This is a genomic window from Acinetobacter larvae, from assembly GCF_001704115.1.
Lineage (GTDB): Bacteria > Pseudomonadota > Gammaproteobacteria > Pseudomonadales > Moraxellaceae > Acinetobacter > Acinetobacter larvae.
On record NZ_CP016895.1, the window covers coordinates 1,423,877 to 1,440,340 of the forward strand.

At 43.0% G+C, this 16,464-nt stretch carries 11 protein-coding genes; 5 read left to right on the forward strand and 6 right to left on the reverse strand.

All coding sequences use genetic code 11. The features are described 5' to 3' along the window. Nucleotides 1-214 precede the first annotated feature (214 nt). From BFG52_RS06290 to aceR, 4 genes are all read right to left on the reverse strand, one after another. A complete protein-coding gene (locus tag BFG52_RS06290; RefSeq protein WP_067553686.1) occupies nucleotides 215-1,384 on the reverse strand; it encodes a benzoate/H(+) symporter BenE family transporter in 1,170 nt (389 codons plus the stop codon). Nucleotides 1,385-1,527: 143 nt separating this feature from the next. Further along, on the reverse strand, nucleotides 1,528-2,187 hold the full coding sequence (gene leuE / locus BFG52_RS06295) for a leucine efflux protein LeuE (RefSeq protein ID WP_067553688.1): 660 nt from the start codon (nucleotides 2,185-2,187) through the stop codon (nucleotides 1,528-1,530). A 259-nt stretch (nucleotides 2,188-2,446) separates the two neighbouring features. After that, nucleotides 2,447-3,433 carry a transaldolase gene (gene tal / locus BFG52_RS06300; RefSeq protein ID WP_067553690.1) on the reverse strand — a complete coding sequence of 329 codons (987 nt, stop codon included), beginning with the start codon at nucleotides 3,431-3,433 and terminating at the stop codon, nucleotides 2,447-2,449. Nucleotides 3,434-3,577: 144 nt separating this feature from the next. Beyond that, on the reverse strand, nucleotides 3,578-4,468 hold the full coding sequence (gene aceR, locus BFG52_RS06305; RefSeq protein ID WP_067553691.1) for an HTH-type transcriptional regulator AceR: 891 nt from the start codon (nucleotides 4,466-4,468) through the stop codon (nucleotides 3,578-3,580). A gap of 141 nt (nucleotides 4,469-4,609) precedes the next feature. Here aceR and aceI point away from each other — a divergent pair, with 141 nt between their 5' ends. Beyond that, nucleotides 4,610-5,041 (forward strand): chlorhexidine efflux PACE transporter AceI, encoded by a 432-nt coding sequence (gene aceI / locus BFG52_RS06310; protein WP_067559227.1) that lies wholly within the window; start codon nucleotides 4,610-4,612, stop codon nucleotides 5,039-5,041. A gap of 119 nt (nucleotides 5,042-5,160) precedes the next feature. Here aceI and BFG52_RS06315 read toward each other — a convergent pair whose 3' ends face one another. Then, nucleotides 5,161-6,699, reverse strand: a complete 1,539-nt coding sequence (locus tag BFG52_RS06315; RefSeq protein WP_067553698.1) for an acetyl-CoA C-acetyltransferase — start codon at nucleotides 6,697-6,699, stop codon at nucleotides 5,161-5,163. 471 nt (nucleotides 6,700-7,170) lie between these two features. Here BFG52_RS06315 and BFG52_RS06320 point away from each other — a divergent pair, with 471 nt between their 5' ends. The 4 genes from BFG52_RS06320 (at nucleotide 7,171) to BFG52_RS06335 (ending at nucleotide 14,452) form a co-directional block, all read left to right on the forward strand. Continuing rightward, nucleotides 7,171-8,562, forward strand: a complete 1,392-nt coding sequence (locus tag BFG52_RS06320; protein ID WP_067553699.1) for a 3-oxoacyl-ACP reductase — start codon at nucleotides 7,171-7,173, stop codon at nucleotides 8,560-8,562. Nucleotides 8,563-8,647: 85 nt separating this feature from the next. Then, a complete protein-coding gene (locus BFG52_RS06325; RefSeq protein ID WP_067553701.1) occupies nucleotides 8,648-9,514 on the forward strand; it encodes a MaoC family dehydratase in 867 nt (288 codons plus the stop codon). A 247-nt stretch (nucleotides 9,515-9,761) separates the two neighbouring features. Continuing rightward, complete coding sequence (gene dnaX / locus BFG52_RS06330; RefSeq protein WP_067553703.1) at nucleotides 9,762-12,092, forward strand: DNA polymerase III subunit gamma/tau; 2,331 nt, start codon at nucleotides 9,762-9,764, stop codon at nucleotides 12,090-12,092. Nucleotides 12,093-12,346: 254 nt separating this feature from the next. Next, complete coding sequence (locus BFG52_RS06335; protein ID WP_067553705.1) at nucleotides 12,347-14,452, forward strand: hypothetical protein; 2,106 nt, start codon at nucleotides 12,347-12,349, stop codon at nucleotides 14,450-14,452. Between the two features lie 249 nt (nucleotides 14,453-14,701). On the opposite strand, the gene BFG52_RS06340 is transcribed toward BFG52_RS06335, so the two are convergent. Next, nucleotides 14,702-16,405 carry an Hsp70 family protein gene (locus tag BFG52_RS06340; protein WP_067553707.1) on the reverse strand — a complete coding sequence of 568 codons (1,704 nt, stop codon included), beginning with the start codon at nucleotides 16,403-16,405 and terminating at the stop codon, nucleotides 14,702-14,704. Nucleotides 16,406-16,464: the final 59 nt, after the last annotated feature.

Below are 16,464 nucleotides of genomic sequence, written 5' to 3' on the forward strand. Positions count from 1 at the left end.
GTGTAAATAATTTTTTAACAGCATGCTGCAATAAAGTTAAAGCAGCACGATGCTTAGCATGAAGGAGTAGTAATCTGCTTATAATCCAAAGCATTCAAGGTCGGGGTGTGTCGCAAAATAACTCGTTGTATATCCCAAATGCAAGCTGAGATTGTCTTTGCTGTCATATTTGCTTTAGGGCATGGTAAAAATCTTGTAATCGATTGGTCAAATATTATTTGAATTTTAATTTAAAAATCCAATAAACACTTAGACCAAATAATAAACCCCAGAAAGCTGATCCTATACCAAAGAATTGAACGCCAGAGGCGCTAAATAGGAATGTCATGAGTGCTGCATCGCGATGTTGTACATCTTGAAAGGCGAGTACAATGTTGTGACTAATAGTTGCCAATAAGGCAATACCTGCCAAAGTTGCGATGAAGAGACTCGGGAAAGCGAGCAGTAATTGTGTTAATGTTGCAGCAAATAGACCCATAATGATGTAGCACAAGCCACAGACCATACCGGCAATATAACGTTTGCTGCTTTCTGGGTGAACTTGCTCATCTAAACTGATTGCGGCACTGATGGCTGCAATATTGACTGAAAATGCACCAAAGGGTGCTAACAATGTTTGAATCAGTCCGGTCCAACCAATTAAACCATTAACATGTGGTTTATAGCCATAATTTTGAATCATGGCAATGCCGGGTAAATACTGTGATGCCATATTAATCACAAATAATGGCAATGCTAAACCAAGTAAAGCTGCCCAAGTAAATTCAGGCTGAACCCAAACGGGTGTTGTCGGATGCCAATCTAAAGCGCTTAAACTAAAGTTCAGCATGAAGCAACTGAGCATGACACCGGCAATCACTGTAATGACCAAGCTATAGCGTGGGCTAAAACGTTTTGCGACGATATAGATTGCCAATAGACTTAAAATAAAAGACCAGTGGTTTTGTAGATCGGCGAATAAGCCAATACCAAATTTCAGTAATACCCCTGCCAGCATGGCGCTGGTGAGTGCTTGTGGAATAGACGTCAGCAGACGTTGAAAAACCCCAAGAAAACCTAAAACAGCGGTTAAAGCCCCACAGATTAAAAATGCGGCAATGGCTTCTGCCAATTGATAACCTTCAGCAACAGCAATAATTAAGGCAAGCCCAGCTGTAGACCAAGACGTTGCAACGGGATATTTAAAACGCCAAGACAATAATAAACCGGCGCTACCGATACCAATACCTAATGCCCAGAACCAAGAACTAATTTCAGCAACGTCTGCACCTAAACCTCGTGCTGCTTGGATGACCAGCACTGAAGAAACACTAATTCCAATCAGAAAAGTTAAGAAACCAGCAAAGGCAGCAGTTACGCTAAAGTCACGTATTAATTTGCTCATGAGACAACGAAATCATTCGGGCGATAATAAACCCGCACTATACTAGCGGTTTTTAAGATAGATCGAAATATTTAAACATTTATTTTTAATGTTATTTTAATTTTAACTCCCAAATAACGCTATAAAGTTTGCTTGGCATATCGCTAAATTAAACTGGCAGTTGCAAGTTTATAACTAAAACCACAAAACATTAGACCGACACAGGCCACCATACTGCCACTGAGTTTGCGATGGCGACTAAAATAATGCTGTAGTTTAATGCCTGTAAAAATTAATAGACTCAAATAGGTCATGCTAATGCATTGGAGGATAATGGCTAAAATTGCAAAACTAAGGGCTGGATGTGGATATTGTGGATCGACAAACTGAATAAAAAACGATAGGAAAAATAAAATTGCTTTGGGATTGAGTAAACTAATGGTGAGTGCTGAGCGAAATGGATGTAGATTGCGCTGCACGACTGGGGTGTTGGAGTGTGTTGTTGTTGGTTGTGTCTGTCGTTGTCGCAAATTTTGATAGGCTGCAATCAGTAAACGTATACCAATATAAGTTAAGTAACCAGCACCGACAATTTTAACTGCGGTAAATAACCATGGAAATGCCATCAGCAAAGATGCAGCACCTAGTACGGTACAGAGCATTAAGATGGAATCACCACAAAATACCCCCATAGCGCCACGATAGCCTGTTTTAACGCCATGCTTTGAGGCAATTGACATGACATAAAGTGAGTTTGGTCCCGGCAGAATCACAATAAAAATTGTGCCAATGATAAAACTGAGCAAATCGCTAATACCAAACACAGCAAGATAGCCTATAGAAGTTAATCGAATATAAACATCAGTATTTTATGGATTCGATGAGCGGGCTGCAACTATTTAATCAACAATCTATGTGCTATGTAAATAGAAAACCCATGTAAATAAAGAGCTCATGTGAATAGCAAACCCATGCGCAGAATGTGCTGTTGCAGGAGAGCATGGCATGCCTTATAGCGTAACTTAGCAGACATGCCATGCTGAATATACATTTGAGACTTAATGCCTAGACTTTCTGATGCCGCTAGACCTTGATGCTGGCATCAATACCAAAGGATTGTGCCAATAGGATGTGAAGTTGTTCGCGGGCTTTGATAAAACCATCGATCCCACTTTGTAGTAATTGGCTGGCCATTAAGTCATGCTGTAGCTGCTGTTTGAAGTCTGCTTCATTGAGTGCCGCCGGAGGGGGAGCACTATCAAACGCGGTATCTAAGCTCAGTTGGTCTTGTACAGGGCGTTGCTCTTGTGCAAGTTGTTGTAATAGATTTGGCGCAACAGTCAGCAGATCACAACCTGCTAGAGCGATCACTTGGTCAATGCTACGGAAGCTTGCCCCCATAATTTCAGTGCGGATTTGATGCTGTTTATAGAATTTAAAAATTGCTTTCACCGAGTTGACCCCCGGGTCTTGCGCAATCGGATACTGCGTCACTTGCTCAGCTTTTTTGTACCAATCTAAAATACGACCAACAAAAGGAGAAATTAAAGTGACTTTGGCATCTGCACAAGCATGTGCTTGATGCAGACTAAACAATAGGGTGAGATTGCAATGTATGCCTTCGGCCTGAAGCTGTTTGGCTGCTTGAATACCTTGCCATGTTGCCGCGATTTTAATTAAAATACGTTCCTTTTCAACGCCATAATCTTGGTATAGTGCCAGCAATTGTTTGGCTTTATTGATTGTCGCCGCGGTGTCATAAGAGAGGGCAGCATCGACTTCTGTAGACACGCGACCATTAATACGTTTTAAAATTTCTACGCCTAATTTGACCGTCAAAATATCAATTGCACGGTCAATTAAGGCATCTCCCTGTAAGCCTTCTTGGCTGGCTTGTGTATAGGCATCTTCAATTAAATAACGATTTTCTGCTTGATTGGCGGCCGCAGTAATCAAAGAAGGGTTGGTTGTTGCATCCAAAGGGCGAAATTGTTCAATAGCTTGTAAATCACCGGTATCGGCAACAATGGTGGTGAATGCTTTTATTTGATCTAATGTAGAATGTGTCATCGTATCATCATCGTTGGTATTGCAAAAAATAAAAAAACGCTTATTTCTTTATATCACATAGTTTTTGACAAGCCAGCAGAAAAATGAATATCGCGTGTATCAAGATCAAATATAAGATCAAATATATATGCTGTGATATGGCAATTATTCAATGGCTTGACGCCGTTGGCGAGCATAATCAATGAGAAAACGTGCTGCGGCACCGAGTTGGCTTTCACGGCTCCATACCAGATCGACATAATATTCAAAGTTCGGGGTGAAGTCTGAAAACTTCAAAACTTTGAGCTGTTTTTGCAAGACTGGATTCTCTTTAAACATATCTAAGGGCAGCACGCCCCAGCCTAGACCTCTTAAAATCATTGCACCTGCAGTATAGTGATTGTCGGTACGCCAATTTTGTTTGGAAAATAATAATTCAGGTTTAAGTTGTCGGTCACGGCTGGCAACCACGATTTGTCGGCTTTGTAGGATTTGCTCATAACTGACCTGATCATATTGGGCTAAAGCGGAGTTCTTCGCCGCAACCGCAATTAGAGTTTCTTTATTGACCTCAACGAATTGTTCACTACTGGCTAATTGCTCACGTTCAAACATAAAAGCCAATTGCACGGATTCATTCATCAGGAGCTTCAAGGCATCTTCTTGTGGCGCAAAGAAAGTATTGACTTGTAATTCAGGGAATTGCTCTGCCAATACCGGTAGAAAATCGGTCCAGTTACTATGTGATAACTCAGAAACCACCACAATATTTAACTCTGATTCTAAGCCAGCACTGAGCGCATTGGCATGTTGACGCCATTGTTTCATTTCAATAAGCAGTTGTTCGGTCTTGTGATAGAGCGTGCGTGCTTGCGGTGTAGGGCGCGGCTCGCGCCCTTGTCGTTCAAATAGCGTGAGATGTAAATCGATTTCTAAATTGGCAATTGACATGCTAATCGCCGATGGAACTTTCCCTAATTTTCGTGCCGCAGCAGAAAAGGAGCCTGTTTCCATCACCGTTTTAAAAATGATTAATTGTTCTTGGTTGATATTCATAAGGTGTTGAGTATTCAGGCAATGTTAGAGGGTATTTTAAATGACCGGTGCGGACCTATCAATAAAGTTGAAAGGATCTAACTAGATTTATCAGTCTATATCATTAAAATAAACACCATCATAAGCAAAGAGATGTTAAAAATGTTGATTTCCAAGAGAAGAATTATTCATGCCCTAAGCTACGAAATAATTCTATTGGTCATCATTGCTATCGCATTAAGTTTTATTTTTAGAGTTCCTTTAGATGTAACCGGTGGCTTAGGTATCGCAATGGCGTTAACCTCTGTGATCTGGAATATGATCTTTAATCACTTTTTTGAGAAATTTGAGCATAAAAGAAAACTGAAACGTACCGTAATGCTAAGGGTTTGCCATGCAATCGGCTTTGAAGGCGGTTTAATGCTTGTCACTATTCCAATGGTTGCCTATGCCATGGAGATGACGATGTTGCAGGCGATTTTATTGGACCTCAGTATGACCACCTGTATTTTGGTCTATACCTTTATTTTCCAGTGGTGTTATGACCTGATCGAAGAGCGTTATTTCCCAGCCATGCAGCAACAGCAAGCTTAAAAATTTCACAGCTAAGTCACTCAGCCTTCAGCAAAGTGTCTATAACGACGTGTTTAAAAAAGGGGTGAATCAGCATTGTGATTCACCCCTTTTTAGCGTTTTATGGTGTGAGTTGGATTTTATTTCTCAACGATGGCGGTCACACCTTGACCACCAGCTGCACAAATAGAAATCAACACACGACCAGAGCCTTTTTCATTGAGTAATTTTGCTGCTGTGGCCAATAGACGTCCGCCAGTTGCAGCAAATGGATGACCCGCAGCCAATGATGAACCTTTAACGTTCAATTTGTTGAGATCGATACTGCCCAAGGGGGCATCTAGACCTAGGCGTTCCTTACAGAATACTGGATCTTCCCATGCTTTTAATGTTGCCAAAACTTGTGAGGCAAAAGCTTCATGAATTTCATAATAATCAAAATCTTGCAATTTTAATTTAGCGCGTTCTAGCATGCGAGGTACGGCATAGGTTGGTGCCATTAACAGCCCTTCTTTTTTCCCAACAAAGTCGATTGCCGAGGTTTCAGAGAAGCTGAGATAGGCTAGAATTTCATGACCATTGTCTTTTGCCCATTGTTCCGAGGCTAAGAGCACCACTGAAGCACCATCGGTTAATGGGGTCGAGTTTGCAGCAGTCATGGTGGCGCTGTCACCCTTACCAAAAACAGGTTTAAGCTTAGCCAATTTTTCAATCGATGAATCTGGGCGTAAGTTGTTATCGCGTTCTAAGCCCATAAATGGGGTGATGAGATCATCAAAGAACCCTTCTTCATAAGCCTTTGCCATTTTGTGGTGTGAAGATACCGCTAATTGGTCTTGAGCTTCGCGAGAAATACCCCATTCTAATGCGGTTAATGCTTGATGGTCTCCCATCGATAAACTGGTACGTGGCTCACCATTGCGAGGTGCATCTAATAGTTTTTTAAAGTTAATTTTAGATAATGCTTTGAGACGGTCTTTGGCGGTTTTGGCAATATTGAGTTCTAATAATGCTTTACGTAAGCCATCACCAAAGGCGATGGGTGCATCAGATGTTGTATCTACCCCGCCGGCAATACCGACTTCGATTTGGCCTAATGCAATTTTATTTGCCACGGTAAAGGCGGCTTGTAAACCTGTTGCACAGGCTTGTTGTAGATCATAAGCAGGTGTTTCGGGTGCTAATTTTGTGCTGAGTACACATTCACGTGTCATATTAAAATCACGGCTATGTTTGAGTACTGCACCGGCAACCACTTCACCTAAACGTTGACCTTGTAATTGGTAGCGTTCAATTAAGCCATTTAATGCAGCAGTGAGCATGTCACTATTGCTGGCTTTGAAGTAAGCCCCGTTAGAACGGGCAAAAGGTGTACGGTTTCCGCCAATGATCGCAACACGGCGTATAGCTTGATGGCTCATAGTATTTTCCTGTGCAGATTTTGCTGAAGCTCGAGCAGTTGATCTGGTTCTTGGTGTTTTAGTGGTCGCGGCAGTCGCATTGCGAGAACCTGAAGTACGGTTACCTGTGCGCGGTGTCGTACTTGTGGTACTACTGGTGGTTTTTGCGTTTGGACTGCGGCGACGTTTGGATGCAGTTGGTGCAACATTTGATTTATTTGACAAAGATTGGTCGCTTGCATCTTCAACTGTCGGATTATCTTGAGTTGATTTGCTCATAAGGCTTTTCCAAGCATAATAAAGTCATTTTTAATCACTACAGTAGCATAATAGCATGTCACTAGAATTGACTAAAATGCCCTTTAACAGCACAATCAGGTCAAGTCATCAAAAGCGGAACTCCAGTATGATCTTTTGATGAAATGAACGCCGCTAGCATGCTGGATGCGCGGGCTGCTGTTTGGGGTAGCTTACAATCGTTGAACACATCTCTAGATCAAACATTTGTTAGACTGCGAATGTGCACCATGTTCTTATCTTGTGTGGATTGAAGCGATGTAGGCTGAGGCACGCTGCTACAACATTTTTGCTATAAAAGCGCTGGTGATATTGCCTGATGCGCCGCACCACACATGACAAGATGTTCAGACAATAACCGCTAAGTGCCTAAGTATTCTAGTTGAACTGTGTGACCAAGCGCTGAATTGTCCATATTCTATTATTTATATTGCAGAAAAAGAGATTATTTCCATGAGTGACCAATATCAAGTATTTGCCAACTCTGGCATCGGTAAATTTGTAATCAAAAACTTGGGTTTACCATCTCCTGTGGTACTTGACCGTTATGTTTCTGCAACCCCAGTATTGCAAGGGGCTGTATTACTCGGTGCTGCCAAAGTTGGTGCTGTATCTGCCGCGATTAGCCAAACTTTAAATAATATCCATGCCAATAGTTATGCTGGCGCTGATGCAGCATTACAGCAACAGGCGGCAAAAATTGGTCTGAACTTGTCAGCCTTCAATGCTGGCGATAAAGAAGCCAAATTTAAAGCGGTTATTTTTGATGCATCTGGTATCGAAAACAGCGATCAATTGGTTGCTTTATATGACTTTTTTCACCCGATTGCGCGTCAAATTCAACGTTCTGGTCGCGTTATTGTGGTGGGGGTACAACCTGAAACTGCTGGTACAGTGGCCAAAGCAATTGCACAACGTGCTTTGGAGGGGTTTGTAAAGTCGATTGCTAAAGAGTTTAAAAAGGGCATTACTGCGCAGTTACTGTACGTTGATCAAGGCGCTGAAGCCAATATCGAATCAAGTTTACGTTTTCTATTGTCACCGCGTTCTGCCTATGTTTCGGGGCAAGTCCTGCGGGTACAAGCTGCTGAAACAGTTGAAGTAGATTGGAGCAAACCACTTGCGGGTAAAACGGCCGTGGTAACGGGTGCAAGTCGTGGGATTGGTGAGGCAATTGCGCATGTGTTAGCCCGTGATGGTGCACATGTGATTTGTTTAGATGTGCCACAACAACAAGCGGATTTAGAACGTGTTGCAGCTGAAATTGAGGGTTCAGTTCTGGCATTGGATATTACCGCTGCAGACGCGGGTGAAAAAATTCAAGCGGCAGTTGCGGCACAACAAGGCTTAGACATTATTGTGCACAATGCGGGTATCACCCGCGATAAAACATTGGCAAATATGAAGCCAGAATTATGGGCATCGGTGATCAATATTAACTTGTCTTCTATTGAGCGTATCAATGACTATTTACTGGCACATGAAGTCTTAAACAGCAACGGTCGTATTGTTTGCGTGTCTTCTATTTCTGGTATTGCGGGTAATTTAGGACAAACCAACTATGCAACCTCAAAAGCTGGTGTGATTGGTTTGGTTAAATTTACGGCGCCGATTTTACAAAAAGGCATTACCATCAATGCGGTTGCACCTGGTTTTATTGAAACGCAAATGACCGCAGCGATTCCATTTGCGATCCGTGAAGCAGGGCGCCGTATGAATTCCATGAGTCAAGGTGGTTTGCCGATTGATGTGGCTGAAACGATCGCCTTATTTACATCGACTGCATCAACTGGACTCAATGGCAATGTGGTACGGGTTTGTGGTCAAAGTCTATTGGGTGCTTAATATCAAGCCTATTTAAGCCATGACTTATCACCCTCTTCTTGCGAAGAGGGTCTTTGCTCCGCGTCATTGTTGAGATAAATATAATATGAATACACGTCATTTTCGTACTTTACCCAAAGCTTATTTGAGTTATCCCAAGGTGGTACAAGGCTTAATTTTTAAAAAGAAAGCCCAGCAGCATGCATTGCCTGAGCTAAGTTATGTTGTGGATCAGTTTCAAGTCGATGAAGCACATTTGAAGGCTTATAATCGTGTCTGTGGTTTTAAAGACAATGGCTATATTCCTGCCATTTACTTGGCTGTGCTGTCTCAAAGCCTACAAATGCATATGATGACCAGCGAAGATTTTAACTATCCAATCTTGGGTCTAGTGCATTTGAGTAATCAAATCAAACAGCTACGTAAGATTGCCAGCAAAGAAAAGTTGCGTTTAGATTGTCGTTTTGGTGAGCTGCGTCCACACCATAAAGGTATGCAATTCGACTTCATCACCGAGGTTTATGTGGGTACTGAGTTGGTGGTGCAGGCGGTATCGACGTATTTATCAAAACAAAAAAATCCGAGTGCGCGCTTAGCACAAGTTGTTGTTTCGGCAGATCAGGCGACGCCAGATTATGTGCAACGTGCGCTGTGGCATATAGATGAAAATATCGGACGTCGCTATGCTCTGATCTCGGGTGATTTCAACCTGATCCATCTGCATGCCTTGACTGCCAAAGCCTTTGGCTTTAAACGTGCTATTGCACATGGTATGTGGACCAATGCGCGTGCTTTGGCAAGCTTACCTTTAGCAGATGCTTATCAGGCTGATGTACAATTTAAGCTGCCTGTGTATTTACCTTCTACGGTGAATTTTTTGGTGGCAGAACACGCTGGGCAGCAAGACTTTCTGATTGAAAATGAACACTCCCATAAACCACACGTACAAGGCGTTGTAATTCGTCTATCCTAAGCGATGGGTATGTTCGGCTGAGATTCATCGGCTTGGCTAGCTAGCGTCGAGCAGCTCAGCGCTATCACAAAATCGCCAGCAGTTTTGCTGGCGATTCACATTACGCAATCTTTGTTGCTTGCGCTGGTTTATGGGACCGCGCGATGAGAATCCCGGCAAAATCGCTTTTGGCGTCTAATGTTTATACGACAACGATTCACAGACTTGGCAAAAAACAGTATGCTTAGACCTGTCACAAGGAGTTTCCATGTATCAGGTTCTTGCCCGTAAATATCGTCCACGTAATTTTACCCAATTGGTGGGTCAAAACCATGTTTCACGTGCTCTGACCAGTGCCTTGGCGCGTGGACGCTTGCATCACGCTTACCTGTTTACAGGGACTCGCGGGGTGGGAAAGACCACGATTGCACGGATTTTAGCCAAATGTCTAAACTGTGAAACAGGCGTCACAGCGACCCCTTGTGAAAACTGTGCCACCTGTAAAGCCGTCAATGAAGGGCGTTTTATTGACCTCATCGAAATTGATGCTGCTTCGCGCACCAAAGTTGAAGATACGCGGGAACTGCTCGATAACGTTCCTTATGCACCAACGCAAGGGCGTTATAAAGTTTATCTGATCGATGAAGTGCATATGCTCTCGACACATTCCTTCAATGCATTATTAAAAACATTAGAAGAACCGCCAGAGCATGTGAAGTTTTTATTTGCCACCACAGACCCGCAAAAACTCCCAATTACAGTGATTTCACGTTGTCTACAATTCACCTTAAGACCACTGACGGTTGAGGAAATTAGCCAACATCTCACGGAAATTTTGGCGACAGAACAGATCGCGACGGAGTCGGATGCCGTTTGGCAGATTGCAGATGCAGCACAAGGTTCGTTACGTGATGCACTGTCATTGACCGATCAAGCCATTGCCTATGGGCAAGGGGAGATTCATCACCAAGATGTCAAAGACATGTTGGGCTTGATTGATCGAACCATTATTTATGATCTGATTGCTGCGATTCATCAAAACCGTCGTCAGCAGGTTAGTCAGTTATTATTACAGTTCCGTCAGCAAGCTTTAGATGTCAATATGGTGCTTGATCAGTTGATCTCGACTCTGCATGAACTGGCATTGTTACATCATCTTCCTGAGCTGTCTTTAAATTATAGTGCTGAAATTAATCAAAAAATTCAGCAGTTGGCACAGCAAATAGCGCCAGAAGATATACAGTTGTATTATCAAATCGCTTGTAAAGGACGCGCGGACTTACAATTGGCAGTCAGTCAGGTGCAAGGTTTTGAAATGGCTGTGCTGCGGTTATTGGCATTTCGCCCCTTGGCTGTAGATGAAATAGCAGTAGCTACGCAGCCTCCAGCACAGCAGACTACGGCGCCGCATTTAGATCACACGGCTTCGCATGCGGCCAGCCAACACAGTGAAAGTCGACAAGATGTTCGTCAGCACAATACAAGGCAACACAATACAAGCCAACACAGTGAAAGCCGACAGGAAGTGCAGCAAACGGAGAGTTTGCCACGATCTGAAACGGACCATCACGTCATTGCAGATGCACCTTCCATGCAAAACTCAGCGCCTGTTGTAGATGTTAGGTCGACTAGCCCATCAAATCGCACGACAGACAATGTGCAGAACCATGTACAAGACAATGCACAAAGGCATATCTCTGAGCAGCGGCAAGCGCCTTTAGCAGCACAGTCCTTAGAGGCTACAGTTGATGCGACGGATGTTGCACATTCAGAAACCGCTGCTGTCGCTGGGCAAAATATAGCGCAGAGCGAAATGCGGGCAACACAGCAGCTTTCGCCGCACCTAACGGCTGAAGAGCTTGAGGTAAAACAAAGCACATCAGCCGAATTGGATATCAGATCAAATGTAGCGCACCTGAATCCACCGTCGCATATTTTACAAGATTTTGGATTAGCCGCTTTTCAGGCATCGCAGCGTTCACAAGCATTGGATGTGCAACACTGTTCAGAGCAAGAGTTGTTATTTTTAAAACCAAAACAATGGCATGATGCATCGTCAGAGACGGTCGTATTGCGCGCCGAAACACCAGAACAGCTGTTTGAGCAGACCACCATAGCGGCTGATGATAATAATACTGATCACTTGATGTTGCGTCAGCCTGCTGCGCAGACAACGCAGTTGACACCACAGCAGATTTTACAATTGCCAGTCCATGATTTGACAGGCGTGTGGACTGTGGAAAAATGGGAGTATTGGTTTAGGCAAAGTAGTCTATCACCAGCGATTCAAGAGTTGGCACAACATGGTGTGATGACGGGTGAAATCAACGCACAATCTGTTTTCCAGATTCCACCTCAATACGAACAGCTATTGCAACAAACTCAACATGAGCTGCAGCAGGCGTTATTAGAAAATTGGCCAGAAACGATATTTTCAGTACGTTTTACGCCTTTGCAGGATGTGACGCCTTATCGTTTGCAGCAACAACGCAAACATATGGCATTCCAACGTGCAGAGCAGATGTTGCAACAAGAAACTGTGGTGAAACAATTTATCCAGTTATTTGATGCACAGCTGTTAAATATACAGTTGAAGTAATTGCGAGTATTCATCTCAGCACTGCCTGTCAGTGGTTATTTTTTATGGTTTTTCAGTTGTTTAGTGTGGTAAGTGATGTCGTGGTGCCATCTTATTTGGTCGCTGTTGGCATCTTTATGGTTTAGGGTATTTAAACTTTTGTGATACATCTCTCCTTTATTGTTGGTAATGCCTGAAAGAATAGAGTAATGGTCATTTTATGTGTTTAAAAACCCGATTAAAATTGCGTGATTAATTTTTGTCTGAGAATTTGAATGACTTGCTGGCAACGTCTTGCAATAGCGCCAACCGCTGATTTAAGAGCGATAAAAAGAGCCTATGCTAAACAACTAAAGAAAATCGATCAGGATACTCAAACTGAAGCATTTATTGCACTACGTGAAGCCTTAGAACACGCGCAATATGCAGCGCAGTATGTGGATGTAGATGCAGAGTCGCCTGATGGAGATCAGACGCAGAATGACGATATTTTTCAAACTAACTTTTTATCAGCAGATGCGGTGGCTGATGCCCATGTGGTGGCTGCGCAGGATGCAAGGCATGATGATGGGAATTTTGAGCCGAACCAGCAACCACCAGAGCAGCTTGTAGCGCAACAATATGCCCAACAGCAGCATTGTTCTGCAGCCGCTGCAGAACATTATATTTCTGAGCAATTAGAACAATTACAACAACATATTGTACAGCGTGATGTTCATTTTGATTTCATTGATGCCTTACAACATTTTAAAGATGAACTGTTACTACTGCCGCCAGACAGGCAGCATGGTTATTTGGCGCAATTGATTGATTTCTTGGTTTTAGAAGATTTGGCAGATTTTGTTGATCTGCTACAAGTGCAAGATTCACCGATTCGTACCCCACGCGACGAAAGCCATTCAACTATAGATGCACAGTCCAGTGTAGAGTCGTTGTCCAGCATAGAACTACAGCCCAGTGTAGAGCCACTGCCCAGCATAGAGACAGTGCTTGCTGAGGCGGCGGAGACTGATCAGGTATTGCTCTTGCTCGAGCAGGTTACAGATGCCCTGTGGCAACAAGATGTAGAGGATGATTGTTATACACGGTTTAATCAGTTGTTGGCACAATTACCACAATTGGTGCTTACAGAACAAATTTACATCAAGGATCAGTTACTTGCTGCGTTGGCTCAAGTAGAGCACGACAGTACAGCATGGTCATATATGCGTTTTTTATTGCGTTGGTATCAAGATTATCCTGAAGATGCTAGCCGTTATGTAGATGACGAGGATGCAGTACAGCTGCAACGACGGATTCTTGCCGCACTACAACATCAGCGACTATGGGATAACATTCCCAAAGATTGTGTGGCTAGCATTGCATTGCTATCTGGGGATCAGCCTTTTAAACCATTGCAGATGCTGAAATTACAACAAATGTTTGCACAACGTTCGACTAAGCCTGTGATTGAGCAAATCATGCAGTTGCAATTGCATCATGTTTTTAACAATGGCAATTATCTTTTCTTAAAAAGTATTAACCAGTGGAAGCATTATCTCTGGGCCAATATTCTCTTTGTGGTCAGCAGTTACTTCTTTATCAAGCCTTTGGGATTCATCAATCAGCTGGGGTTCTTTTTGTTGGTTGGAGCTTTCCTCTATGTGCCATGTATTCTTGCGCCGTTACATGCCTATCTGTGTCGTGGTGCGCAGTATGAGGATCGTTTAGAGCGTTTAAGTTTATTTTGGTTTTTGAGTGGGGTGGGGTTGTTGGTCTTGAGCAGCCATATTCATCCATGGGCACACCATATGCTGACCTATGTCTGGCTGTCTTATAGCCTGATTTTACTGACGGCTTTACAATTGGTGGCGCACCCTTATATGAATCAACTGTTACAAAGTGCGCAGCTTAAAATTGATCAATGGATGATTATTGTTGGCAGTATATGTGTCAGTGCATGTGTGGCATGGCTATTTTATCATGTGGGTGCAACGGATTATCCGTGGTTAATTGTTTTTAGTTTGATCCCTTTGGCTTTGTTATTGATGTCTGATTCATTAAGTCAGATGGCTTATCGTTTTGGCTCTTATGACCCTGATCGCAAATATCCTGCGCTACGAAATTTTGCAATTATTTCATTACGTTGTGCAGTGATTTTAGGCTATAGCCTGTGGTTTAGTCATCCCAAGAGTCAGCCAACGATGTTGTTGGCGAGTATGTGCTTTATCAGCTTAATACTGGCGATGGTACAGATGCGTTATATTTCTAGCATATTAAAATATTTAGCATATATTGTGCTCATCGCATTAACTTTGCCGAGCGTGATCATCCCCATCATATTAATTTATTATGTGATAAAGAGTTGTCGTTTGAGGCATCATCAACCACATAGCATTTAAAGCGAGCTTGGCTTGCCAAGATTTTACTTTGCGCAATACCGCCGATCAAAAATAGCGCTCAGCATCCTAAAGCCAAAGATGCTGGGTGCTGCAATGTTTATCTTCTGCACGTCGACGATTTAATTTGCTGGACGCGTTGAATCGATATGATGGATGCCGCATGTGATGAATTTTCAAGATATTGCTTAGCGTCATGCCATAGCATCACGCTTCATCATGGTATTTTGTTATCGTCACGCTTCATTGCCATTAGTCATAATCGTCAAACAGCTTCAGGTCCTCGATTTCATTTAAAAATGCATCAAAGTATTGGCGTACTTCACGAATTTTTCGTTCGTCTTGTTGTGCCAAGACTTGGTTAAATTGCTGGGTCTGTTCGCCAATTTGTAGGCGTAAATCACCTGTATGCTCACTAAACAGTCTTTCAGCACGAAGCAATAGGCTTTTGTTGATTAAGTTATCTCGGGGGTGCAATTTGAGTTGCTGTAATTGTGCGCGTGCAGCAGCAATTTTCTCAGGGCTCATGACATTTTGCTGATTAATCACCACTTTTTGTAGTTTTTGACCTGTAGATGGAATTTCGACATCGACATCTAAAATACCATTGGGGTTATAGGAAAAACGAACCTCAATACTTTCATGATCATCGCTGGGGGGGAGTTTGACTTCCAGTTCGCCCAAAAATACATTTTCTTTGCAAAGCCGATGTTCGCCTTGGTAAATCCGTACATTAATCTGGCGCTGGCTTTTTTGCATGGTGTAATAGCTATTGACGCGACTGGCTGGAATGACGATATTGCGTTCTAAGATGGGGGAGAATTGATCGTCATCACCCACGGCGATTCCGAGACTAAAAGGGCAGACATCGGTTAATACCACTTCTTGTAAGGTCTGGTCTTTGGCTTTTAAGCCAGCTTGTATACACGCGCCGCGCACCACAGCTTCATCGGGTTGTACACTGGTTGATGGGAAACGTCCAAATAATTTGGTCACCAACTTGCGGACCAAGGGCATACGGGTTGCCCCGCCAACTAAAACCACTTGATCGATTTGTTCTGGGCGAATGCGTGCATCGCGTAGTGCTCGCTCTAGTGGACGTCTTAAACGTTGTAATAGGGGTTCTGCCCATTGTGCAAACTCACTTTGTTGAATTTCAAAGCTTAAGTCGAGTGATTGCCATTTGAAGCGTAGTGTGGTCTGGCTGTCTTTACTGAGGCAATGAATGGCATGTTGCGCTTTGGCTTTCAGGGCGACTTCGATGTCATTGGGAATAAGCCCTTGTTCCAGATTGAAAGCATGGGCATATTTTTTCCAGAATTGTTTGATGATCAGCTGGGTGAAATCATCACCGCCCAAATAGTTATCACCAGCACTGGCACGTACCTCGATGACGCCATCGAATAGCTCTACGATTGAGACGTCAAAGGTGCCCCCACCCAAGTCGAAGATGAGAAAACAGTTATCATCGCTTTGCCCTAAACCATAAGCCAATGCAGCTGCTGTTGGCTCATTGATGAGACGGCTCACTTTTAGACCAGCCAATTCTGCGGCAGAAATCGTGGCTTGGCGTTGTATATCATTAAAATATGCTGGTACTGTAATCACCGCTTCATCAACGGTCGTGGCTAATGCTTGTTCCGCATCTTGTTTTAAGGATTTTAAGATCAGTGAGGAGAGCTCTATGGCATTAAAGTATTGCTGCCCCAATTTTAAATTTTGTGTACTGCCCATTAAACGTTTGAAACTGGTGAGTACTGGATGACCCAAATGGCGTAATTCGAGTGCCGCTTGACCAATTAACAGTTGTTGTTCTTCATCTAAAGCAATTGCAGAGGGGGTGAGTTTTTCACCGTAGGCATTGGTTAAAATTCGTGCTTCACCATTTTCAAATACACCAACCAAGGAGTTACTGGTGCCCAAATCAATGGCAATCATAGGTTTTAGTGCTGTCATTTTTATTCAGTTCTATAGATAGTCTAAATTGAATTTGCTTATATTACTTGATTTTATTT